Origin of the sequence: Flavobacterium sp. JAS (genome assembly GCF_020991455.1) — a bacterium.
Classification (GTDB): domain Bacteria; phylum Bacteroidota; class Bacteroidia; order Flavobacteriales; family Flavobacteriaceae; genus Flavobacterium.
This window is the reverse complement of sequence record NZ_JAJMOX010000003.1, coordinates 369011-391603: the sequence shown is the minus strand read 5'-3', so window position 1 is coordinate 391603 and position 22593 is coordinate 369011. Positions and strand designations below refer to the sequence as shown.

General features: G+C 33.3%; 23 protein-coding genes. 17 read left to right on the top strand and 6 right to left on the bottom strand.

Annotation, left to right across the window (positions count from 1 at the left end; all coding sequences use genetic code 11):
- A complete protein-coding gene (gene corA, locus LPB88_RS05745; protein WP_230713396.1) occupies nt 1–1071 on the bottom strand; it encodes a magnesium/cobalt transporter CorA in 1071 nt (356 codons plus the stop codon).
- A 177-nt stretch (nt 1072–1248) separates the two neighbouring features.
- Here corA and LPB88_RS05740 point away from each other — a divergent pair, with 177 nt between their 5' ends.
- Nucleotides 1249–1851 carry a hypothetical protein gene (locus LPB88_RS05740; protein WP_230713394.1) on the top strand — a complete coding sequence of 201 codons (603 nt, stop codon included), beginning with the start codon at nt 1249–1251 and terminating at the stop codon, nt 1849–1851.
- Nucleotides 1852–1966: 115 nt separating this feature from the next.
- Here LPB88_RS05740 and dnaK read toward each other — a convergent pair whose 3' ends face one another.
- On the bottom strand, nt 1967–3850 hold the full coding sequence (gene dnaK / locus LPB88_RS05735; protein WP_230713393.1) for a molecular chaperone DnaK: 1884 nt from the start codon (nt 3848–3850) through the stop codon (nt 1967–1969).
- A gap of 668 nt (nt 3851–4518) precedes the next feature.
- On the opposite strand from dnaK, the gene LPB88_RS05730 reads away from it, so the two are divergent.
- The 7 genes from LPB88_RS05730 (at nt 4519) to LPB88_RS05700 (ending at nt 10941) form a co-directional block, all read left to right on the top strand.
- Nucleotides 4519–5286: a DUF1796 family putative cysteine peptidase gene (locus LPB88_RS05730; protein ID WP_230713384.1), complete on the top strand. Its 768-nt coding sequence runs from the start codon at nt 4519–4521 to the stop codon at nt 5284–5286.
- 230 nt (nt 5287–5516) lie between these two features.
- Nucleotides 5517–6785 carry a Na+/H+ antiporter gene (locus tag LPB88_RS05725; RefSeq protein ID WP_230713382.1) on the top strand — a complete coding sequence of 423 codons (1269 nt, stop codon included), beginning with the start codon at nt 5517–5519 and terminating at the stop codon, nt 6783–6785.
- Between the two features lie 208 nt (nt 6786–6993).
- Complete coding sequence (locus LPB88_RS05720; RefSeq protein ID WP_230713380.1) at nt 6994–7446, top strand: carboxymuconolactone decarboxylase family protein; 453 nt, start codon at nt 6994–6996, stop codon at nt 7444–7446.
- Between the two features lie 37 nt (nt 7447–7483).
- Nucleotides 7484–7834 (top strand): YciI family protein, encoded by a 351-nt coding sequence (locus tag LPB88_RS05715; protein WP_230713378.1) that lies wholly within the window; start codon nt 7484–7486, stop codon nt 7832–7834.
- A 304-nt stretch (nt 7835–8138) separates the two neighbouring features.
- Nucleotides 8139–9371 (top strand): RNA polymerase sigma factor, encoded by a 1233-nt coding sequence (locus LPB88_RS05710; RefSeq protein WP_230713375.1) that lies wholly within the window; start codon nt 8139–8141, stop codon nt 9369–9371.
- Nucleotides 9372–9562: 191 nt separating this feature from the next.
- A complete protein-coding gene (locus LPB88_RS05705; RefSeq protein ID WP_230713373.1) occupies nt 9563–10000 on the top strand; it encodes a thioesterase family protein in 438 nt (145 codons plus the stop codon).
- Between the two features lie 89 nt (nt 10001–10089).
- Nucleotides 10090–10941, top strand: coding sequence for a mechanosensitive ion channel family protein (locus LPB88_RS05700; RefSeq protein WP_230713372.1), 852 nt, complete (start codon nt 10090–10092; stop codon nt 10939–10941).
- A gap of 98 nt (nt 10942–11039) precedes the next feature.
- Here the strand turns inward: LPB88_RS05700 and LPB88_RS05695 are convergent, their stop codons facing one another.
- A complete protein-coding gene (locus LPB88_RS05695; RefSeq protein ID WP_230713370.1) occupies nt 11040–11732 on the bottom strand; it encodes a hypothetical protein in 693 nt (230 codons plus the stop codon).
- A 486-nt stretch (nt 11733–12218) separates the two neighbouring features.
- Between LPB88_RS05695 and LPB88_RS05690 the strand changes: the two genes are divergently transcribed.
- From LPB88_RS05690 to LPB88_RS05670, 5 genes are all read left to right on the top strand, one after another.
- On the top strand, nt 12219–12608 hold the full coding sequence (locus tag LPB88_RS05690) for a DUF1398 domain-containing protein (protein WP_230713368.1): 390 nt from the start codon (nt 12219–12221) through the stop codon (nt 12606–12608).
- A 34-nt stretch (nt 12609–12642) separates the two neighbouring features.
- Entirely contained in the window at nt 12643–13500 is an 858-nt protein-coding gene (locus tag LPB88_RS05685; protein ID WP_230713366.1) for a ThuA domain-containing protein, read from the top strand.
- Between the two features lie 11 nt (nt 13501–13511).
- Entirely contained in the window at nt 13512–14366 is an 855-nt protein-coding gene (locus tag LPB88_RS05680) for a sulfurtransferase (RefSeq protein WP_230713363.1), read from the top strand.
- A 167-nt stretch (nt 14367–14533) separates the two neighbouring features.
- A complete protein-coding gene (locus tag LPB88_RS05675) occupies nt 14534–15775 on the top strand; it encodes an ATP-binding cassette domain-containing protein (protein WP_230713361.1) in 1242 nt (413 codons plus the stop codon).
- Between the two features lie 9 nt (nt 15776–15784).
- Nucleotides 15785–16399 (top strand): hypothetical protein, encoded by a 615-nt coding sequence (locus LPB88_RS05670; protein WP_230713359.1) that lies wholly within the window; start codon nt 15785–15787, stop codon nt 16397–16399.
- A gap of 156 nt (nt 16400–16555) precedes the next feature.
- Here LPB88_RS05670 and LPB88_RS05665 read toward each other — a convergent pair whose 3' ends face one another.
- Both LPB88_RS05665 and LPB88_RS05660 read right to left on the bottom strand, forming a co-directional pair.
- Nucleotides 16556–17599 (bottom strand): RluA family pseudouridine synthase, encoded by a 1044-nt coding sequence (locus LPB88_RS05665; RefSeq protein ID WP_230713357.1) that lies wholly within the window; start codon nt 17597–17599, stop codon nt 16556–16558.
- Nucleotides 17589–18212 carry a PASTA domain-containing protein gene (locus LPB88_RS05660; protein ID WP_230713355.1) on the bottom strand — a complete coding sequence of 208 codons (624 nt, stop codon included), beginning with the start codon at nt 18210–18212 and terminating at the stop codon, nt 17589–17591. The genes LPB88_RS05665 and LPB88_RS05660 overlap by 11 nt, the downstream gene beginning before the upstream one ends.
- A gap of 456 nt (nt 18213–18668) precedes the next feature.
- Between LPB88_RS05660 and LPB88_RS05655 the strand changes: the two genes are divergently transcribed.
- The 4 genes from LPB88_RS05655 to LPB88_RS05640 all read left to right on the top strand — a co-directional run bounded on the left by LPB88_RS05655 (nt 18669) and on the right by LPB88_RS05640 (nt 21847).
- Entirely contained in the window at nt 18669–19640 is a 972-nt protein-coding gene (locus LPB88_RS05655) for a D-alanine--D-alanine ligase (RefSeq protein WP_230713353.1), read from the top strand.
- A gap of 157 nt (nt 19641–19797) precedes the next feature.
- On the top strand, nt 19798–20256 hold the full coding sequence (gene coaD / locus LPB88_RS05650; RefSeq protein WP_089354416.1) for a pantetheine-phosphate adenylyltransferase: 459 nt from the start codon (nt 19798–19800) through the stop codon (nt 20254–20256).
- Between the two features lies 1 nt (nt 20257).
- A complete protein-coding gene (locus tag LPB88_RS05645; protein ID WP_230713351.1) occupies nt 20258–21133 on the top strand; it encodes an alpha/beta hydrolase in 876 nt (291 codons plus the stop codon).
- A 135-nt stretch (nt 21134–21268) separates the two neighbouring features.
- On the top strand, nt 21269–21847 hold the full coding sequence (locus LPB88_RS05640) for an alkylphosphonate utilization protein (protein ID WP_110837795.1): 579 nt from the start codon (nt 21269–21271) through the stop codon (nt 21845–21847).
- A 146-nt stretch (nt 21848–21993) separates the two neighbouring features.
- Here the strand turns inward: LPB88_RS05640 and LPB88_RS05635 are convergent, their stop codons facing one another.
- Nucleotides 21994–22443 carry a hypothetical protein gene (locus LPB88_RS05635; protein WP_230713349.1) on the bottom strand — a complete coding sequence of 150 codons (450 nt, stop codon included), beginning with the start codon at nt 22441–22443 and terminating at the stop codon, nt 21994–21996.
- Nucleotides 22444–22593 lie beyond the last annotated feature (150 nt).

The window sequence follows — 22593 nt, the reverse complement described above, 5'->3', positions numbered from 1 at the left end:
TTAAAACCAACGCCTTTTCTTGAAATATATAATCAAGGCTATGACCAATAAAAACATGCCTGCCATGACAATAAAATAGCCATTTCGTTCACGCAATTCCGGCATATAATCAAAATTCATTCCGTACACTCCAACGATAAAAGTAAGCGGAATAAATATTGCCGAAATAATGGTCAGGGTTTTCATAATCTCATTCATTTTTCGGCTTTGCTCCGAGAAATAAAAGTTTGAAGCACTTTCTAATGAACTCATATCCGATTCGATTTGCTCTAACAACTCCAGACTTTTTTGATGCAATCTGATAAAGAAACTAAAAGTCTCTTTTTGAATTAGATTATAATCTTCATCATCTTTAATCGTTTTCAAATAATACAATGAATCCCGAAGCGGAACAATAGAACGCTTTAAGAAGTTAAAATTATCACGATGATTTTCAATTTTTTCCAGAATAATCGGATCTGCACCTTTCTTGGTTAGATTGATTAATTCTTCTATTTTTTCTTCTTCATCTTCAATTGTAATATAGAAATTCTCTATTACAGCATCTAATAACAAATAGAGCAAATAATCAACTTTTTTGGTTCTCACAATTCCAGCGTGTGTGCGAAGTCGCTCTCGAATATGGGTAAAGAAATCACTTCTTTTTTCCTGAAAAGAAATCAGTACTCCGTCTTTTAAGATAAAACTAATTTGCTCAACACTTATATTATCTGAATAACCTGAAGGCAAAAGTGATTTTATATTAAAAAATAAAACATTTTCCTGTTCTTCAAGCTTGGTTCTTTTACTGGTATTTAAAATATCTGCCAATAAAAAATCGTCCAGTTTAAAATGTACTCCTACTGTTTTAAGTAAATCTATATTATTTAATCCGTGAATATTGAGCCAATTGTTTTTATTATAATCAATACAGGTATTTAATGCTAAAACCGTAAACTTATCATATTCAATAACATCAGAATCATTATAAACAAAAAGTTGCATCTCGGTTTGATGCTCTTTATGTGTCCCTGTGTACTCTAAAGTGATATGCTGCAGCTTGCGTCCTTTCTTGTATTTTATCTTTCGCATTCAAAAATGATTTATCTAGTAATATTACAAAAAAGAATTCGAACGGGAAATGACAATTGTCATTTTGATGGAAACATTATGAAACGTAATTTATTTATTTGTACTATTTTTATTACTTTTAATTAAACCCGACAGGTTTTAAAAACCTGTCGGGTTTCTAACCGAACTGATAAAATTATGCAAGCAACTGAACGTCTTGAATTTGGTAAATATTATCACATTTATAATAGAGGAATTAATAGCGAAAACCTTTTTAAGGAAAATAGAAATCATCTTTATTTTTTAACGCTTTACAATAAACACATTAATCCAATTGCAGAAACATTTGCCTGGTGTTTACTAAAAAATCATTTTCATTTATTGGTTCGAATTAAAACCTTCGAAGAAATTCTACAAAACCATCACGAACATGAAATTAAAAGAATTATCGCTCCTCATCAATCATTTGGAAACTTATTCAATGCATATACAAAAGCAATTAACAAAGGCTACAACCGACATGGAGCGCTATTCGAAAGACCTTTTAAAAGAAAACTAATTGATAGCAAAACCTATTTACAATCAGTCATAAAATACATTCATTACAACCCCGTAAATCATGGTTTTTGCCAACATCCTATAGAATATCCCTGGAGTTCTTACTTAACCTGTTTATCCGAAAAACCTACGAAGCTAAAACGCGAAAAAGTAATTTCTATATTCGAAAATATTGAAGGCTTAAAGATTTCTCATACTAAAAACGAAAACTTTGATTCATTAGAAGAATTTCTCAATTTATAAATAACGACAAACCCGACAGGTTTTAAAAACCTGTCTGGTTTAACAACAACGTAAATATAACCCATAAAAAAACCGGACTATCTCTAGTCCGGTTTTTACTATCATTAAAGAAGAATTATTTTACTTCTTCGAATTCAACGTCTTCAACATTGTCACCTTGCGATTGCTCTTGTTGTGGAGCTGCTTGTTGACCTTGATCACCTTGAGCATACATAGCTTCAGTTGCAGTTTTCCATGCAGCGTTCACATTGTCTAATCCTTTTTGGATAGCCTCAAGATCTTGAGATTGGTGAGCAAATCTTAATTCAGTCAAAGCAAACTCTATAGCAGTTTTGTGATCGTCAGTAAGCTTATCCCCTAACTCTTTCAATTGAGTTTCAGTTTGGAAGATAGTACTGTCAGCTTCATTTATTTTTTCAGCTTTAGCTCTTAAAACTTTATCAGACTCAGCATTAGCTTCAGCATCTTGCTTCATTTTTTCGATTTCTTCAGAAGTTAATCCAGAAGAAGCTTCGATACGAATATCATGAGATTTTCCTGTTCCTTTGTCAGTAGCAGTTACTTTGATGATACCATTAGCATCAATATCAAAAGTAACCTCGATTTGAGGAACTCCTCTTGGTGCTGGTGGAATACCATCTAAGTGGAAACGACCAATAGTTTTGTTATCAGCAGCCATTGCTCTAGCTCCTTGTAATACGTGAAGCTCAACAGATGGTTGAGAATCAGAAGCAGTAGAGAATACTTGTGATTTTTTAGTTGGAATAGTTGTATTAGACTCAATTAATGTAGTCATAACACCACCCATAGTTTCGATACCTAAAGATAAAGGTGTAACGTCAAGTAACAATACATCTTTTACATCTCCAGATAAAACTCCACCTTGAATAGCTGCTCCAATAGCAACAACCTCATCAGGATTAACTCCTTTAGACGCTTTTTTACCAAAGAATTTTTCAACTTCGTCAGCAATTCTTGGCATACGAGTAGAACCTCCAACAAGGATAACTTCGTCAATATCAGATGTAGTTAAACCTGCATCTTTTAATGCTTTAGCAACTGGCTCCATAGAACGTTTAACTAATGCATCAGTTAATTGCTCAAATTTAGCTCTAGATAATTTTTTAACTAAGTGTTTTGGTCCAGAAGCAGTAGCAGTTACGTATGGCAAGTTGATTTCAGTTTCTGAAGAAGAAGACAATTCAATTTTTGCTTTCTCTGCAGCTTCTTTCAAACGTTGCAATGACATTGGGTCAAGACGTAAATCAATACCTTCTTCAGCTAAAAATTCATTAGCTAACCAGTCAATAATTTCGTGGTCAAAATCATCACCACCTAAGTGAGTATCACCATTTGTAGACAATACTTCAAATACACCGTCTCCTAATTCAAGAACAGAGATATCAAAAGTACCTCCACCTAAATCGTAAACAGCAATTTTTTGATCAGTTCCTTTTTTATCTAATCCGTAAGCTAAAGCTGCTGCTGTAGGCTCATTGATGATACGCATAACTTTAAGACCAGCAATTTCACCAGCTTCTTTAGTAGCTTGACGTTGTGCATCGTTAAAGTAAGCAGGAACAGTAATAACCGCTTCAGTTACAGTTTGACCTAAATAGTCTTCAGCAGTTTTTTTCATTTTTTGAAGAGTCATTGCAGACAATTCCTGAGCAGTGTATAAACGACCGTCAATATCCACACGTGGAGTATTGTTGTCGCCTTTTACTACTTTATAAGAAACTCTTTTTGCTTCGTTTGTAGTCTCAGCAAAAGTGTGTCCCATAAAACGTTTAATAGAAGCAATCGTTTTTGTAGGATTCGTTACCGCTTGTCTTTTTGCAGGATCACCTACTTTAATTTCTCCACCTTCAACAAAAGCGATGATAGATGGTGTTGTTCTTTTTCCTTCTGCGTTAGGAATAACAACTGCTTCGTTACCTTCCATTACAGAAACACAAGAGTTCGTCGTACCTAAGTCAATTCCGATTATTTTACCCATTTTTTATATATTTAATTTTTGATATACATTTTATAACTCAGGTGGCATAAGTCAATCTTTGTGCCAATATAAAAAACCAAAGTAAATTGTCAGTTTTCATGTCGACACCCTAAAAACAATCTGACAACATGACATTTTTAAAACCTGACATCTATGGCATATCAGTACTTTACGTGTCATTATCAGGAGCTGTTTCCTGCTATCCACTATATCTTTTGTGGCGTCGCGAGGCTTCGGGACCACCACAAAAGGATGCCGTTTCTATCAGGGCTAGAGCAATTATTTCCATTAAAAAAACATCTTAATCTAATGCTTTAATGACTTTTAATACTTTCAATTAAAAACCGAAATACTTATATTAGCTACTTCTAAAATTATTTTAATGGAAAACTACAGCATCATTATTTTTATACTCGCCATCATGATTTCCAAATAAAAATAGAGTATATAAAATTACTTTTACATACTTAGAAATTTAATTTAAAGATGTAGAAAAGTTGGTATACTCAAAATAGTGGCTATTTAATGAACTTAGATCTTTAGTCAAATTATTATTTTTACTTTTGATCTGAAAAAAACTGAATTTTAAAATCCTCAGACATCAAATCAAAATATTGTATGCAATTTTCAAACAACATATTTTGAATAGAAAAAAAATATAAAGTATAATGAAAAAAAAACTGCAAAAAATCTTAAAATTGTTTCTGCCTTATGGATTCATCGTTTTGCAAAAAAAATATAAAAAACATAAAGACAACAAAAAAAAAGAATATGTCTTTGATGCAATTTTTAGTGTCGGTGATGCATGTCGTCCTGCATATTACTTAAAACAACATGACTTAAGGTTGTGTGCAAATCCTTTAGATTGGATGATGTCATATTCTTTGGATACTGTAGTTCATTTATATCAGTCAAAATTTAATGATTTTTTTATTGATTTTATAGAAGATCAGCAAGAGTCTCATTGGTTTATTGATATTAAAAATAATATTACTTCAATTCACTATAAAGAGATTGGTGACGACAATAAAACATTCAATAGAAAAATGAAGAAACGATTTATGAGAGCAAACAAAAGATTATTAAAAGCCAGTAATATTTGTTTTATTTCAAATCGAAATGAAAATTCAAATGTTTTTTCTGATTTTTTAAACAAAATGGGAAATATCTATCCAGGCAAAATAACACTTATAAATATATTTTACAATAACGAGATAGATGGAATTATCTCGCCCATTAAACACAACAAGAAACAAATATCTGAAAGACTTGAATTAATTCAATATGAATTTAATGACATCCACCCTAATGGTAACGATATAAATAGCAATCCCAATTATTGGATTGGGAATGTTTATTTATGGAATAAGATAATTGAACAGATTTCTATAAAAAAAAACTTTATATCTTATTTACTAAAAAATTATAAGGAATAGAAATTTAGGAAGATTGTTTTATATATGATTTTTTTACATCTGACCAAAGCCTCGAGATTTCCAACTTTTAAATCACATTTTTCAAATAAATTATTCGATAAAAACATATACATCAAACATTTATAATTATTGATTTCAAAAACACATAAGTTTTACGTTCAACCTTCATTGAAAAGCTAGTCGAAATAATTCGCAAGAAATTTATATTACAAAATCAAAGCAACCATATAATGGAAAACTACAGCATCATTATTTTTATACTCGCCATCGTAATCGGACTTTCCGCATTTGCTGATAAAGCAAAATTACCCTACCCCATTCTTTTGGTAATTGCCGGAATCGCAATTGGTTTTATTCCCACAATGACCGAGATAGAAATTAATCCTGAAATCATCTTCCTGATTTTTCTGCCTCCATTATTATATGATGCGTCATTTAATATTTCGCCAAAACACTTTAAAACAAATCTTAGTACAATAAGCACATTAGCCATCCCACTCGTTTTTCTAACCACATTTTGGATTGCCGTAGTTTCACATTATATGATTCCCGGCATGACCTGGCCCTTATCATTTACACTTGGAGCCATACTTTCTGCCACTGACGCAGTTGCCGCAGTAAGCGTAACAAAAGGCCTCGGAATACCCGAAAAAACCATTACCATACTCGAAGGCGAAAGTCTTATTAACGACGCTTCAGCATTAGTTGCTTATCGTTTTGCCGTTGCAACCGCAATGGGTTCAGCTTTTGTAATCTGGAAAGCAACATTTCAATTCGCACTCTTATTAGTAGGCGGATTTTTAGTTGGTTTTGTTATGGGCAAAATTTTAGCCTTCATCCTTACAAAAGTCCGAAAAAATATAAATGTTACTGTTAGCTTTATGTTATTAATGCCCTTTGTAACCTATTTAATAGCAGAGCATTTACATGTCTCCGGAGTAATTGCAGTTGTTTCTTTAGGATTGGCAATATCACGTTTCAGCAAAAAAATATTTCCCGAAAGTTTAAAAAACAGCTCCAAAAGCCTTTGGGATATTATTATATTTCTACTAAATGGATTAATCTTTATCTTAATCGGACTCAATTTCAGATACATTCTTAAAGATATCGACAACGATATGATTCTGCCTTATATTGGTTATGCGGCGATTATAACCATAGTCGCATTATTAACGAGAATGGTGAGGATATTTTTTCAGAAGGCAAATCTTCAGAAAAAATTTCTGAACACTAATTCCAAAAAACGAAAAGTTAGCGAACACGCTTTACTAGATTCTAAAAACAGTCTTATAATTAGTTGGTCAGGAATGCGCGGAATTGTTTCTCTTGCCATAGCTTTAGGTTTACCAAAATTTCTTCCGGACGGAACTCCTTTTCCGGAAAGAAACGCTATAATATTTATTTCGGTCATGGTTGTACTAATAACAATCGTTGGGCAAGGACTTACACTCCCTTGGATTGTCAAAAAAACAGGAGTAAATGATCCAAAACCAGAATAAAGAATCATTTCTTTCGTCCATTTATTCAATTAGACTTTAATTTTTTTAAAAAAAATATTCTCAAAAACATCAGTGTTTACAAGGTTTTGTAAGCTTTAAAAAATAAAAACCAAAATAATTTCAAAAAAAGTAAAATATTTTGTCCAATTCTGAAACTTCGATTGTTATTCCATTATAACAACATTTATAAACATTAAATTTAAACAAAATGGAAAATCGAATTAACATTCACGTAAAAGGACAAGAAGCAATCAAAACACTTTACCCAGTTGGCGGGTATTTAAAAAAATCTCCACTAGAACAATCACTTATCGAATTGGTTCTTTTTAGAGTTTCACAAATCAACAAATGTGCTTACTGTCTTGATATGCATTATAAAGATGCAAGACATAAAGGTGAAACCGAACAACGTTTATACGGATTAAGCGCCTGGAGAGAAACATCATATTATACCAACCGCGAAAGAGCAGCATTTGCATGGGCAGAAGCTTTAACAGCATGCGACGTTACAGACGCAGTTTATAACGAAACTGCTAAAGAATTTTCAGAACAAGAATTAATTGATTTAACTTTAGCCATCACAAACATTAATACCTGGAACCGCATTAATCTTGCTTTTCCTAACGAACCCGGAACTTACAAAGTTGGATTATTTGGTTAATTAAAAACAAAATTTATAACATTCAAAAAATAGCATCATGAACGAATTTGTATTAATATTTCGCAGAGATTATATCACAAAAGAAACACAGCCTTCACCACAAGAATTGCAGGATTCGCTAAAATTATGGCAAGATTGGTTAGGTGGAATCGCAGCGCAGGATAAACTTGCAAAACCTTTGCAACGCTGGGATGGCGAAGGAAAAATTGTAACAACAAACAAAAGTGTAATCAACGGACCTTATGCCGAAATCAAAGAAGCAATTGGCGGATTAATCATGATTAAAGCCGCAGATTATGACGAAGCCGTAGCAATTGCAAACGGATGCCCAATACTCGAATTAGGCGGAAATGTTGAAATTCGTATGGCCGTTACAGGAACTTACTAAATTATATTTTAAAACCTGTTGAGTGTAATTATTTTAAGAGATAGAAATATAGAATTATTTTAATCTGCTTGTCTCATTTTTTTGTTTCACGCAGATTTTAAAATGATCTAAGCAGATATTCACAGATAATTATTTATAACTTTCTTTAAAAAAAATTAAATCTGCTAAAATCTGCATAATCTGCGTGAAAGAAAATCTTTTTAATCTTTTATGGAAAAAAGCAGTAACAGAATTAGTGCAGATTCGTGACCCGAGCGACAGCGAACAGACGAAGTAAATTAGTGGCAAAAACAAAACAAGTTATATGGAAGAAAGCCAGCTTTTACCCAATTTATTCAGAACAGAGTACCGAAAAATAGTTTCGGTACTCTGTTATTTATTTGGAATCGATAATATCGAAATTGCCGAAGACATTACAAGCGACACATTTCTTGCCGCAACCGAATTGTGGAGCGTAAAAGGAATCCCTGAAAACCCAACCGCTTGGCTTTATACCGTTGCCAAAAACAAAACCAAAAATTACCTCAAACGAAATTCCGTTTTTGAGCAGAAACTTTCTGTCGAAATAAAACATACTGCAAGCAAATCGGAAGAAATTGAAATTGACTTGTCTGTTAAAAACATAAATGACAGTCAATTGGCCATGATATTTACAGTTTGTAACCCTGAAAATTCAACCGAAGCACAAATTGCATTGGCCCTAAATTTACTCTGCGGATTTGGAATTCAGGAAATTGCAGACGGATTTCTAACCAATAAAGAAGTTATTTACAAAAGAATCAATCGTGCCAAAGAAAAACTCAAAGAAGCCAACATCAAAATTGAGCAACCAACGATTTCTGAAATCAACAATAGATTAGAAACCGTTCTTACAACGCTATATTTATTGTTTTCCGAAGGTTATTATTCGACATCACAAAATACTATTCTGCGAAAAGATCTTTGTGCAGAAGCCATACGATTGACTTTTTTATTAATCGAAAATCCAACAACCAATTTGCCTGCCGTAAACGCTTTACTTTCTCTAATGTGTTTTCACAGTTCGAGATTTGATGCCAGAACCAACGAAGACGGGGAAACTATTTTGTATCAGGATCAGGACGAAAATCTTTGGAATCAGGAATTAATTGAAAAAGGACAATTTTATTTAGTTAAAGCATCAACAGGAACCAATCTTTCAAAATACCATCTTGAAGCCGGTATCGCCTATTGGCACACACAAAAAGAGGACACGCCCGAAAAATGGCAAAACATACTTCAGCTTTACAATCGCCTGCTTATTTTAGAATATTCGCCTATTGCAGCTTTAAACAGAACTTTTGCCCTTGCCAAAACCAACGGCAAGAAAGAAGCCATAATCGAAGCCGAAAAACTAAACCTGACCAATAATCCTTTTTATTACTCCTTATTAGGCAATCTTTACACTGATATAGACAATAAAAAAGCCATCGAAAATTTCGAAAAAGCATTGCAGATTACCAATTCTCCGGCAGACAAAGCCACAATAATCAAAAACATTAATTTGATTAAAATCTAATTTGCCGTTGGAGATGAAGCCGTTTTTATACCAAAAGAAACAAATAATTTACTATGCACGAATAATACTTTATGCTTTTCTGACAATCAGTATTCTTTTTTATTTGTAATTTTGATTTTCTGAAAATGATTCTTTTCTCTATAAATAATCAATTCAAAACATTCCAAATAAAATTAAAATACAACTATAAAATGGCTTCATTTATTAAAGAAATTTCTTTTCGCTGGTCAGATCTAGACCCAAATTTTCACGTTCGTCATAGTGCATATTACGATTTTGGTGCACAGCATCGTATCGAAATCCTCGAAGAACTTGGTTTAACTTTAAGAGTGATGCAAACACAAGGTTTTGGTCCTGTTTTATTTAGAGAAGAATGCATCTTTAGAAAAGAATTAAAACTTTCAGACAAAATTTTCCTTCATACCAAAACTTCAAAAATGAAACCTGATGCTTCTCGCTGGTCAATCATTCACGAATTTAGAAGAGAAGACGATACTCTTTGTGCAGTAATTACCGTTGATGGTGCATGGATGGATACCAAACTACGCAAATTAGCTTCTCCAACACCTGAAATTGCTATAGAAGCTTTAAGCATATTCCCTAAAAGTGATGATTTTGTTGGACTATAAAAACAAACCTCATTTTTCTTAACTTTATGAAATCCAAAAAACTATAATTTTAACTATATGTTTTTTGGATTTTTTAAAATTCAAAACGCATGATCGATTACATAAAAGACTTTAGAATAGCTATCATTATTGCCATAATTGCACTTGTAACAATTGCTCTTGGCGCAGTTACAGATAAAGTGCTCCGCTATTTTTTGTATCGAAAGCAGACTGACAAAGATTATGATGCAACAGGTTTCAAATTTCTTAAACATTTAATTATAACAGTAATTTACATTTTAGGAATTGCCTTTGCCCTTATACAAATTCCGGAATTTAAAATTATAGGGCATTCGTTTTTAGCTGGCGCTGGAGTCATTTCAATAGTGGCTGGTTTAGCTTCTCAACAAGCTTTGAGCAATATCGTAAGCGGAATGTTTCTGGTTATTTTTAAACCCTTCCGTATCAACGACAAAATCACCATCAACAACTTTGTGGGTACCGTTGAAGACATCAATTTAAGACAAGTCGTTTTGAAAGATGCTGAAAACAATCGAATCATAATTCCAAATTCCGTAATAAGCAATCAGATTATTGTAAACACAAATATGCACGACACCAAATGCTGCAAAATCATAGAAATTGGAATTGGTTACGAATCTAATATCGAAAAAGCGTTAGAAATCATGCAGGATGAAATTGCCAAACATCCACTTTTTATAGATACCAGAACTGCCGAAAGCAAAAAACAAAAAACACCACTAGTCATAGCAAGAGTTGTCGCACTTGCAGATTCAAGTGTAAACTTAAAAGCCTGGGCTTGGGCCAAAAATTCAACGGATGGTTTTGTAATGTATTGCGATTTACTTCAAAGCATTAAAAAACGTTTTGACGAAGCCAAAATCGATATTCCGTACCCTCAACGTGTAATCACAATCAAAAACGAAAAAAGCGATTCTTAAAAAGAAAAAAGCAAGAATTAAAACTATTTTCAAGTAAAACAAAAAATAAAAGAATCCGCATCAACCCGTTTAATCCGCAAAATCCGTGCGCCATTTACTTACTGAAATTTCAAACCAAAATTTACTTTGTCAAAAGTAGTACTGCAAGAAACTGCAAATCTGCCAATATTAAGCGTCCCGAAAATTCCTTCAACTCCATGTCCGGAATAAAACCCTCCAACTGAAAATCGATTAACTTGGTATTTCAGGGCAATATCATTTACCCTGCTGCTTAATTGCCCAAAAGCAATCACATGCGGAATAATTTCATAACTCGCAAAAACTTTTGGAGCTAGTTTTTTATAGTAATCAAAACTTTCATCCGTTTCATAATCGATACTCGTAGAATGCAGGTTTTCCAAACTTCCTCCCACAAAAGTATTTTCACCAAAGTGATACGAAACACTAAATCCGGTAAAAGTTCCCTGATAATCACTTCGCGAATCAACATAACCAATAGCAATTGTAGCTCTAAACTTATTGCATATTCTACCTATATAACCAATATAAGTTCGATCAATTTCAGACTTATCAATTCCTGCACCTATAATAATATCATCATCACACATATTAAAGGCGTACTGAAAATAAGACGAATATTCATCCTTATTGGCCGAAATAACACTCCTGCCTTTATCAAGATCGATATTAGGCGAAATTAAGGTAGAGTTTATAACAGCAAAATCAAAAGTATTGACTTCCTGGGCAAATAAGGGAACCGTGAGCAAAAGCAAAAATATTGTTTTTTTCATAATACCAATTTTTAGCTAATAACATTCTACCTCTAAATTACAGACAATTTTCCTGTTAATAAAAGAAGTTCTTTGAAGTACAGCATTACTCGTCAAAATGCAATATTTTCACAATCAAGACCTTAAGTAATATTAAATTTACAAAATATAATACACTATTAGGTAAAAACTCAACAATAAAAAGTCAGAAATAACTCTATTATTTTATCTCTTCTATTTTCTGATAACTTTAAGACAGTATTTTTTGCATTTAAAGATGCTTAACGGTAATTTTATAATTCTTAAACTCGAAATCTGCCCGAAATGAAATTTATAAAATTGATGATTTTGTTTTTTTTCAGTTTTTGTTTTTCGTAAGAACTAAAAATCAAATCATTAAATATTAATCTGAATAAATTACTTTAAATATTCGTTCTGAGTTTAAAAAATAATGGAAATTTGGGAAACTAGTGGCGACCCTTTTTTAATAATCTAAAACTAAAATATATGTTTACAATCGAACAAATCAAAGAAGCACATTCAAAAGTAAAAAGCGGTGCTGATTTTCCAAATTATATACAAGACTTAATTATTCTGGGCGTTAAAGGTTACGATACATTTGTTCATGATGGACATGTTGAGTATTATGGTGTAAACAATTACAATGTTACAGCTGATGAAAAATACAATGAAATCAAAGTAGAACCAATTGCCAATAAAGAACGTTTTATTGAATTTCTGGTTATGCACCAGGACGGACAAACTGATTATTTGACTTTTTGTAATCACGCCGCACAATGCGGAATTGCGAGATGGAGAGTTGATATTATCGAAATGACTTGTACCTATTATAACAAATCCGGAGATGAAATTTTGATCGAAAAAATTCCTGATTAATCAAACCATTAACTAACCAACCAAACCACATTCGATGTCGATTTTCAGTCAAAAAACTTGTTTGTTTACCACTAAAAGTATTTTAATTATCTTTTTTTTAGGTTGTTTTCTGGGAGGATATTCTCAACAGAAAAAAAGCAAATCTAAATTTAAAGTAATTGCATTTTATACGGCAAAAAACGATCAGGCACATATAAGTTTTGTTCATGAAGCCAATAAATGGTTTCCGAAAATCGCAGAAGAAAATCACTTTGAATACGATTCAACCAATAATTGGGATAATCTAAACGTCAAATTTCTGGCAAAATATCAAGTTGTGTTATTCTTAGATACAAGACCTGAAACACCAAGCCAGCGAGAAGCTTTTCAGAAATACATGGAAAATGGCGGCGGTTTTATCGGATTTCACTTTTCGGCATTTGCCTTAAACGATTCAGATTATCCGCAAAACTGGAATTGGTATCACAATACTTTTCTAGGTTCCGGCGAATACGGAAGCAATACCTGGCGACCAACATCGGCAGTTTTAAGAGTAGAGAATCAACATCCGGTTACTAAAAATATTCCCAAAACATTCTCTTCTGCGCCAAATGAATGGTACCGATGGAGTAACGATTTGACCAAAAATCCGGATATTAAAATTCTTTTGGCAATTGACGAAAGCAGTTTTCCGTTAGGAACCGGACCAAAAGCACATGAAATCTGGCACAGCGGTTATTATCCTGTCGTTTGGACGAATAAAAACTACAAAATGCTTTATGTAAATATGGGGCACAATGATATTGATTACGAACACGGAACTAACAAAACACTTTCGTACACTTTTGAAAACAAAATACAAAGCCAATTAATTTTGAATACATTGCTTTGGCTAGGAAATTCTAAAAAATAAAAATATTAAAGATGTCAAAACTATCTCCACTTATAAATCCAGAAGAACTACTACAACTAAACAATACTTCTGATTTTGTTTTAATTGATGCCAGAGCCGGAATCAATGCCGAAGAAAATTATAAAAATGAACATTTAAAAAGTGCTCGTTATATCGATTTGAATAAAGATCTAGCAACCGTAGAAGCTGATCCAGCAAATGGCGGAAGGCATCCTTTACCTTCTTTTGAAAAGTTCTCAGGAGTACTTTCAAAACTCGGAATTTCTCCTTCAAGCCACGTTATTATTTATGATGATAAAAACGGCTCAAATGCTGCCGCTAGATTTTGGTGGATGCTTAGAGCAATTGGTCATGAAAAAGTTCAGGTTTTAAACGGAGGCTTGCAAACGGCCATAAAAATTGGTTATCCGATAAGTTCCGAAATTGAAATTTTTGACGCAACTGAAAATTATCCAATATCTGAATGGAAATTACTTTTGGCCGATATTGAAGAAGTCGAAAAGGCTCGAAATAACGATCAAAACATTGTAATTGATGTTAGGGATAAAAATCGTTTTGATGGCCTAACAGAACCGCTGGATTTAATTGCAGGACATATTCCGGGCGCCATAAATGTTCCGTTTAGCGAAAACCTAAATGAGGATGGATTCTATAAAACTGCCGATGAATTATCTAAAAAATACAAAGCTGTTTTAGAAAACACAAAACCAGAAAATGTAATTGTTCATTGCGGTTCAGGCGTGACTGCTTGTCACACCTTATTAGCAATGGATTACGCCGGAATTGAAATTCCAAAACTTTATGTAGGTTCCTGGAGCGAATGGTCACGTAACGATCGTGAAATGGCCACAAAAGAGAAAAATTAAACACATAGAAACATAGATTTTATAGATGTAAAAAAACAAGTTTCTTAACACATAGTCCCGAAGCATCGGGATGCATTTAAATAAGTGAAACGCCTACTTTAAATTTGCAAAAGCTATGTTTCTATGTGTTGGGAATACAGACAACATTTTAATAATAGAAATACAAAATGCAGCATTGGGATATACTTTTATCGAATCAGGTAAATAAAAAAGCTTTTATTGACGCTTTACTTTCTGGTGAAGCCAAAGGAGAATTAGCGGTTTTTAACAACCAAAAAGGAATTCTGTTTTCAGATATTGCTATTGAGAAATTCATCGAAAAAGAATATCAATATGATATTGTCGAAGCTTCTCCGGAATCGCACAGACAATTAAGAACTTTTTCGTCTGGCGAACGCAAAAAAGAATTTCTAAAATACTGCATCAATCAAAATCCTGATTTTATTATTTTCGACAATCCGTTTGATCATTTAGATCAGGCTTCACGAGTTGTTTTGGCACAATCTCTGGAGAAACTAACAGCCAATATTGCCATTATTCAACTGGTAAATCGTGTTATTGATGTTTTAGATTTTGTTCCGAATAAAGCGCAGATCAAAGACAATTCGTTTGAATTACATCCAATATTAAAAACCGAAAATCATTTTAAAACGCTAAATACCGCTGCAATTCCAAAAGCTTTGGAACCGCATTCCTTTCACGAAAGTGTATTAATCAAAATGAATAATGTGTCTGTAAGTTATGACGATCGAAAAATTGTAGATCAAATTTCATGGACGATAAAACAAGGCGAATTCTGGCAATTAATTGGTCCGAATGGTTCAGGAAAAAGCACTATTCTTTCTTTAATTACAGGCGATAATCCAAAAGGATTTGGTCAGGATTTATTTTTATTCGGAAGAAAAAAAGGAACGGGCGAAAGCGTTTGGGATATCAAAAAACAAATCGGAATCTTCACCACTTCGATGACTGATTTGTTCCAGAAAGGGCACACTTTAGAACAAATGATTCTATCCGGTTTCTTCGACTCCATCGGATTATATAACGAACCAACCACTTTACAAAAACAAAGCGTGGCGCAATGGCTTGAAGTAGTTGAAATGACAAGTCTAAGAAAAAAACGTTTTATAGACCTTTCAATTGGTCAGCAAAGAGTTGCGTTGATTGTTCGCGCCGTTTTAAAACATCCGCCATTATTAATTCTGGATGAACCTGTAGAAGGCTTAGACGACGAAAATGTAGATCTGGTAATTCAGCTTATTAATACCATTAAACAAGAAACAAACGTTAGCATTTTGTACGTTTCACATCGTATCGAATCTGGTCTTGCTCCTACTTCGGTTTTTGAACTTTTACCAAATCCAACAGGATCAATCGGTAAAATAAAATACCACTCAGAGTTAAATTAAAACACAAAAATGAAAATTAAATATATCACATTAGTAGTTTCATCGCTAATAATGATTTCGTGCTCAACCACAATTTCAACAGCCAAAAAAGAATACAAAACAGCTAAAGTTTCCAAACTAAAATCAGATTGGAATTTCAACTCAAAAGAATGGCTTCTGGAAAAAGATACCTTAACAGGAAAAGGAGGTCCGATGCATTGGGGAGTTATAGAATCAAAAAAACAACTTACTAAAAACTATGAAATCGAGTTTAAAGTAAACATGACCAAAGAATCCTTATTCGAAGTTATGCTCAACATCGATAAGGAAAAATACATCAGAACTTATCTGTATCAAATCGATCAGAATATTGTAATTGGAAAAGGTGTTTACAACAAAAACAGCGACGAATATGGCAAACGCGGCGGGCCAAGTTTATTTACCAAACCAATGAAATTAGAAAACAACAAATGGTATTCTATAAAAATCAGAGTAACAAACAATCAATTGTATTTTTCAGTAAATAACGAAAGTACATTAGAATGTTCCCTCGAAAAAAGCACCCTAAGTCAACAAGGAAAACTAGGTTTCTTAACCAACGGTGAAGCCAAAATAATCGACCTAACAATTAAAACGCTTCAATAAAAATCTATTTGAACCATTAAGAGATTAAGAAAAATTAAGTTAGATTATAACACAAGGCTTAATTTTCCTTAATCTCTTAATGGTAAACAAAAAAAGCTCCAATTGGAGCTTTTTATATTTCGAATTATCTAATTTTCTAATTGACAAATTATCTAATTAATTCTCATCATCTTCCATATTATGAGATTTCCCATAATTGCGCCATTTCTCAATACAATCCTGAAAATCCTGAGGTAATTCAGTATCAAAACGCATCATTTCGCCAGTTGTTGGATGCACAAAACCAAGTGTTTTAGCATGCAAAGCCTGACGTGGCAAAGCTTTAAAACAATTGTCTATAAACTGTTTGTATTTCGTAAAAGTCGTTCCTTTCAAAATCAAATGCCCACCATAACGTTCATCATTAAATAACGGATGACCAATATGTTTCATGTGCGCACGAATTTGGTGTGTTCTTCCCGTTTCTAATTTACAAGAAATCAAAGTCACATAACCAAAACGTTCCAACACTTTATAATGCGTAATAGCAGGTTTTCCAATTTCAGGATCAGCAAAAACCGCCATTTGCATGCGATCTTTTAAGTGTCTTGCAAGATTTCCTTCGATTGTTCCTTCCTCTTCGGCAACATTTCCCCAAACAAGAGCAATATACTCACGTTCAGAAGTTTTAGCTTCAAATTGTTTCGCCAAATGCGTCATAGCCGCTTCCGTTTTAGCCACCACCAAAAGTCCGGAAGTATCCTTATCAATTCGGTGAACCAAGCCCGGGCGTTCACTGCTATTCATTGGTAAATTATCAAAATGATGCGCCAAAGCATTTACCAAAGTTCCTGTATAATTTCCATGACCAGGATGTACAACCATTCCAGGCTCTTTATTAATCAATAAAAGAGCATCATCTTCATACACAATATTCAACGGAAGATCTTCCGGAAGAATATGATTTTCAAACGGAGGATGTGATAACATAACCGTTACAACATCAAACGGTTTTACTTTATAATTTGATTTTACCGGAATATCATTTACAAAAATGTTTCCTTCAGTAGCGGCGTTCTGAATTTTATTTCGCGTCGCATTCTGAATCAAATTCATTAAGTATTTGTCAATACGTAAAAACGCCTGACCTTTAGGGACTTCAAATCTAAAATGTTCGAATAACTCGTCTTCCAGATCTAAATTTTCAATATTATTGTTCATCTTTTGGGGTTTCAGTAGTTGGCGCAGCTAAACTGTCTACGGCCTGACTTTCATCTACATAACTTGCTTTTCCGTCACCTAAAACCAAGTCGATTTTAGAAGCCTTCAGCACGCGGTCACCTACTTTTAAGTTTCTACCTTTATAACGCATCTCCAAAACCATATCTTTTCCAAGATTCGGAATATACGTAATCGTTCCCGCTTCAAGCCCTAAAGCCTTCAAAGTTGGAACCGCCTCACGATACGTTTTTTCGATTAAATCAGGAATTTTAACAGATGAAAATCCTGAAGCATTAATTTTAATATATATTTTTCTTCCTACTTTTACCATTGTTCCCGGCAACGGATCTTGCTCAACAACACTGTATTTAGGGAATTCACTTCGGTAATCAACACTATCCAAAAGCACATAATCCAAGTCCAATTCGTCCAATTTTGACTCAACTTGTTCTTCAGTTAATTTAGCCAAATTTGGAACAGCAATTTCATGACCATGATCAGTTGTAAAAGTCAGCCAATGCATAAACAAATAACCCAAAACAGCAATAATAGCAATCGCCGCTAATACTTGCAGAAAAAACACTCGGCTTGTTAAATACTTACGTAAACTCATAAATTAATTTTTAGTTGTGGCAAAGATAAAGCTATTTCGTTTCAAAAAAAATGATAATTTTGTTTTAAACAAGAAAGTAACCTGATTGTTATCCTGAGCGAAGTCGAAGGGCAATTTTCAGGAGCTATTTCCTGCTGTCCGCTGTATCTTTTATGCCGAACCCCGGCACAAAAGGATGCCGCTCCCATCAGGGCTAGGGCTTTAGATTTTATAAGAAGATTTTATTTCTCCAATGTGTGTCATTTCGATGAAGGAGATTCGAGCGAGAGCGAATAGACGAAGTAAATCACATCCAGAGAGCAACGCACTGAATTGACGCTGCAAACGTAATTACTTTATGTGATTTCTCCTTCGTCGAAATGACAAGTAAAATGGAAATTAGCGAAAATTAGTGCAATTCGTGGCAAAAAAAAACGATTAAACAAATACACAAATAAACGATTAAACATCAAATCAATGAAAAACATAGCCATCATTATGGGCGGATATTCAAGTGAATATAAAATTTCTCTTATCTCAGGAAACGTCGTTCACCAATATCTTGACAAAACAAAATACAATGGATTCCGCATTCATATTTTCAAAGAAAAATGGGTTTATGTAGACGCAAATGATGCCGAATTTCCAATTGACAGAAATGATTTCTCGGTTACAGTAAATGGAGAAAAAATCACTTTCGATTGTGTTTTCAACGCCATTCATGGAACTCCGGGAGAAGATGGTTTAATGCAGGCATATTTCGAATTATTAGGAATTCCACAATCGTCTTGCGATTATTATCAAGCGGCACTTACCTTCAACAAACGTGATTTATTATCAGTTTTAAAACCATACGGAATCAAAACAGCAATCTCGTATTACTTAAACAAAGGTGATGTTATCAATACTGCCGAAATCGTTAAAAAAGTAGGTTTGCCATGTTTCGTAAAACCAAACAAAGCAGGATCTAGTTTCGGAATTTCAAAAGTAAAAACAGAGGCCGAATTGCCTATCGCAATCGAAGTTGCCTATAAAGAAGATAACGAAATCATCATCGAAAGCTTCCTTGACGGAACCGAAGTTTCTGTTGGAGTAATTAATTACAAAGGAGAAATCAAAGTTTTACCAATCACCGAAATTGTTTCAGACAATGATTTCTTTGATTACGAAGCCAAATACGAAGGAAAATCACAAGAAATAACGCCGGCAAGAATTTCAGACGAACTGACTCAAAAAGTGAGTGAAACTGCAAAACGTGCTTACGAAGTTTTAAAAATGAAAGGATTCTCAAGAAGCGAATTCATCATCGTAAATAATGAGCCACACATGTTGGAAATGAACACAATTCCAGGTTTAACAACCGAAAGTTTGATTCCGCAACAAGCCAAAGCAGCCGGAATATCTCTAGAAGATTTATTCACAAATGCAATTGAGCTGGCGCTTTTGTAAAGCTACTAAGGTTCTGAGATTCTAAGTTACTAAGATCTCAGAACCTTATTTTTTTTATACATAAATGCAACACAATATTGTCATTTCTCCTCCGTCGAAATGACAAAAAAATAAAACCTTAGGAACTTAGAGACTCAGAACCTCAAAAAGAAAAAAAATGCGAAAAGCCATATTCCCGGGATCATTTGACCCAATTACCCTAGGTCACGAAGATATTATCAAAAGAGGAGTTTCTCTATTTGACGAAATTGTAATTGCAATTGGTGTCAATGCCGAAAAAAAATACATGTTTTCTCTTGAAGAAAGAAAGCGTTTTATCGAAGAAACCTTCAAAGACGAACCAAAAATCTCCGTTATTACTTATGAAGGTTTAACAATAGATTTAGCAAAAAAACAAAAAGCCAATTTCATTTTAAGAGGTTTGCGCAATCCCGCCGATTTCGAATTTGAAAAGGCTATCGCACATACTAATAGAAGACTTTCGAAAATCGAAACGGTATTTTTATTAACCGCTGCAAGAACATCTTACATAAGCTCAAGTATTGTTCGCGATGTACTGCGAAATGGCGGTGAATATGAAATGCTGGTTCCGGATTCTGTTAGGGTGAAGAAATAAAATGAGATATAAGCATTTTACTAAAATCCTTAATTTCTCATTTAAAAAAGTAATTCTAATTTTTCTTTTAATTTCATTTAACAAATCAATTAGCCAAAACAAATCTGATTTCGAAAAAGAAATAGAACATCCTGAATTATATAATAGTAAGGACATTGATTTTATTGATTCCGAAGAAGATGTAAAATTGGGCGGTACTTTAATATTCCCTAAAACGGAATATTCTAAAATCGTTGTCATTACACCGGGAAGCGGTCAAAATACCCGCAACTCACATTATGTTATTGCAGAAGAATTATTAAAAAAAGGAATTGCAGTGTATCGTTTTGACGATAGAGGAGTTGGAAAATCTGGCGGAGAAGTTAATTTTAGTGTCGATCAAATTATCAGAGATCTTTATTATGCTTTAAACAACATTCAAAAAATCGACAGCTTATCTAAAAAACACATTGGTGTTTTAGGGCATAGTTTAGGCGGAATTGCTACAATTGATGCTTATCAAGAAGGTCTTAAAATGGATTTTTTAATTCTGATGTCGACACCAATAGAAAAATTTCATAAATTTAATCAGCCTCAATATAGTTCAAACGCTAACCCTAAAATAAAAGTAAGCACAAAAGAACTTTTTCAAAATTTACAGATTCCTATGCTTTTTATTGCTGGTACCAATGATAGCTTCTTTGAATGCAAAAAAACAGCCGGATTGTTAAATGATTTAAATAATAAAAACATAGAAGTCAAAACTCTAAACGGATTAAATCACTTTTTACGAACTGGTACTGACTCCTGGAAGAAAACAAAAGAATATAACACATTATATCAAATAGACGATAATGCTTTAGATGATATTATAAACTGGATAGTTGACTATAAATAGACCACTATTTACTATATAAAAATTAGTGTTAATCCGTTCAACCCGTAAAATCTGCGGGCCAAAAAAAACATAAAAACATTAACTTGCAAGCGAAAGCAATTATAAGTAGTTTCGCATTTTAAATAAACAGAAATAATGAGCATCGAAAGAGAATTAAACAAACGTAGCGGATCTAAATGTGAACTTTGTGGCGCTGAGGAAAACCTAAAAGTATATCAAGTATTACCAACTCAAAAAGGTGGTCTTGACGAAAGTGTAATGGCATGCAGTACCTGTGTTGACCAAATTGAAAACCCGGACAATGTCGATTTAAATCACTGGAGATGTTTGAATGACAGTATGTGGAATGAAAATGTTGCCGTGCAAGTGGTAGCCTGGAGAATGTTAAGTCGCTTGCGTTCTGCGGGATGGCCTCAGGAATTACTAGACATGATGTATTTAGACGAAGATACATTGGCTTGGGCACAAGCAACTGGTGAAGGCGAAGATGACGAAAACAAAATCATTCACCGTGATAGTAATGGTGTAATTTTAGAACACGGAGATTCTGTAGTTTTAATCAAAGATCTAAAAGTAAAAGGATCAAGTATGGTTGCCAAACAAGGAACAGCAGTACGTAACATCCGTTTAGACCACGAAAACGCCGAATATATTGAAGGAAAAGTTGATGGTCAGCAAATTGTAATTATAACACAATACGTGAAGAAAATATAATTTTTCTTTAAGGTTCAAAGGGACAAAGATTCAAAGTTTTTTTAAACTTGAAACAAAAGAAACCTGAAACAAAACAAACTTAAAACCAAACAAAAAAGGCTATTCAAAATCTGAATAGCCTTTTTTAGTTTTATACTTAAAGTAAATTATTTTTGGAATAATTTATTGATCTGATCTTTTACAAATGGCTCAGAAATACTACTTGTTGCAGAAGAAGCCTCTTTACTCGCAACCATGAACTGAACTGTCGCTTTTTCTGGAAGAACACTTCCTGTGTAATGCAACCAGATATAATTGTTAGGTAATTCTAATTTAATATCATATAACGGGCTTGCACCAAAACCATTCATGATAATACTGTAAAGGCTTGCGTAATCATTATTAACGTTTTTAAACGTAAATTTTCTCAAACTTGAACCTTCTTCATCATCGTTTTGAATACTTGTGTAGTATACAGTATATTCATCTCCGATTTTCTGAATGTAGTTGTTATTTACTTTTCCTAGTTTCTCCACTGGAACAGTTTCCAGAACTTTAATTTGTGCGAAAGAGACAACACTCAACAATAAAACGGCAATCGTAATAATTCTTTTCATAATTAATTTGGGGTTTATTATTTACCAGCACAAGAAACGCAGAAATTATGATAAATTAAAACCTTAATCGTTAATTTATTAACATTAAATTACGATTGTTGTTCAAAATTGACCTAAACATCACACAATATCCAATCAAAATATTGAAAT

Bases quoted from the DNA above. Each gene is read 5' to 3' on its own strand.
- LPB88_RS05675 (WP_230713361.1), top strand. From the start codon at position 14,534: ATGCAGCATTGGGATATACTTTTATCGAATCAGGTAAATAAAAAAGCT.
- LPB88_RS05725 (WP_230713382.1), top strand. From the start codon at position 5,517: ATGGAAAACTACAGCATCATTATTTTTATACTCGCCATCGTAATCGGA.
- LPB88_RS05640 (WP_110837795.1), top strand. From the start codon at position 21,269: ATGAGCATCGAAAGAGAATTAAACAAACGTAGCGGATCTAAATGTGAA.
- dnaK (WP_230713393.1), bottom strand. From the start codon at position 3,850: ATGGGTAAAATAATCGGAATTGACTTAGGTACGACGAACTCTTGTGTT.
- LPB88_RS05710 (WP_230713375.1), top strand. From the start codon at position 8,139: ATGGAAGAAAGCCAGCTTTTACCCAATTTATTCAGAACAGAGTACCGA.
- LPB88_RS05670 (WP_230713359.1), top strand. From the start codon at position 15,785: ATGAAAATTAAATATATCACATTAGTAGTTTCATCGCTAATAATGATT.
- corA (WP_230713396.1), bottom strand. From the start codon at position 1,071: ATGCGAAAGATAAAATACAAGAAAGGACGCAAGCTGCAGCATATCACT.
- LPB88_RS05715 (WP_230713378.1), top strand. From the start codon at position 7,484: ATGAACGAATTTGTATTAATATTTCGCAGAGATTATATCACAAAAGAA.
- LPB88_RS05680 (WP_230713363.1), top strand. From the start codon at position 13,512: ATGTCAAAACTATCTCCACTTATAAATCCAGAAGAACTACTACAACTA.
- LPB88_RS05690 (WP_230713368.1), top strand. From the start codon at position 12,219: ATGTTTACAATCGAACAAATCAAAGAAGCACATTCAAAAGTAAAAAGC.
- LPB88_RS05700 (WP_230713372.1), top strand. From the start codon at position 10,090: ATGATCGATTACATAAAAGACTTTAGAATAGCTATCATTATTGCCATA.
- LPB88_RS05685 (WP_230713366.1), top strand. From the start codon at position 12,643: ATGTCGATTTTCAGTCAAAAAACTTGTTTGTTTACCACTAAAAGTATT.
- LPB88_RS05645 (WP_230713351.1), top strand. From the start codon at position 20,258: ATGAGATATAAGCATTTTACTAAAATCCTTAATTTCTCATTTAAAAAA.
- LPB88_RS05655 (WP_230713353.1), top strand. From the start codon at position 18,669: ATGAAAAACATAGCCATCATTATGGGCGGATATTCAAGTGAATATAAA.
- LPB88_RS05635 (WP_230713349.1), bottom strand. From the start codon at position 22,443: ATGAAAAGAATTATTACGATTGCCGTTTTATTGTTGAGTGTTGTCTCT.
- LPB88_RS05665 (WP_230713357.1), bottom strand. From the start codon at position 17,599: ATGAACAATAATATTGAAAATTTAGATCTGGAAGACGAGTTATTCGAA.
- LPB88_RS05705 (WP_230713373.1), top strand. From the start codon at position 9,563: ATGGCTTCATTTATTAAAGAAATTTCTTTTCGCTGGTCAGATCTAGAC.
- LPB88_RS05740 (WP_230713394.1), top strand. From the start codon at position 1,249: ATGCAAGCAACTGAACGTCTTGAATTTGGTAAATATTATCACATTTAT.
- LPB88_RS05720 (WP_230713380.1), top strand. From the start codon at position 6,994: ATGGAAAATCGAATTAACATTCACGTAAAAGGACAAGAAGCAATCAAA.
- coaD (WP_089354416.1), top strand. From the start codon at position 19,798: ATGCGAAAAGCCATATTCCCGGGATCATTTGACCCAATTACCCTAGGT.
- LPB88_RS05730 (WP_230713384.1), top strand. From the start codon at position 4,519: ATGAAAAAAAAACTGCAAAAAATCTTAAAATTGTTTCTGCCTTATGGA.
- LPB88_RS05660 (WP_230713355.1), bottom strand. From the start codon at position 18,212: ATGAGTTTACGTAAGTATTTAACAAGCCGAGTGTTTTTTCTGCAAGTA.
- LPB88_RS05695 (WP_230713370.1), bottom strand. From the start codon at position 11,732: ATGAAAAAAACAATATTTTTGCTTTTGCTCACGGTTCCCTTATTTGCC.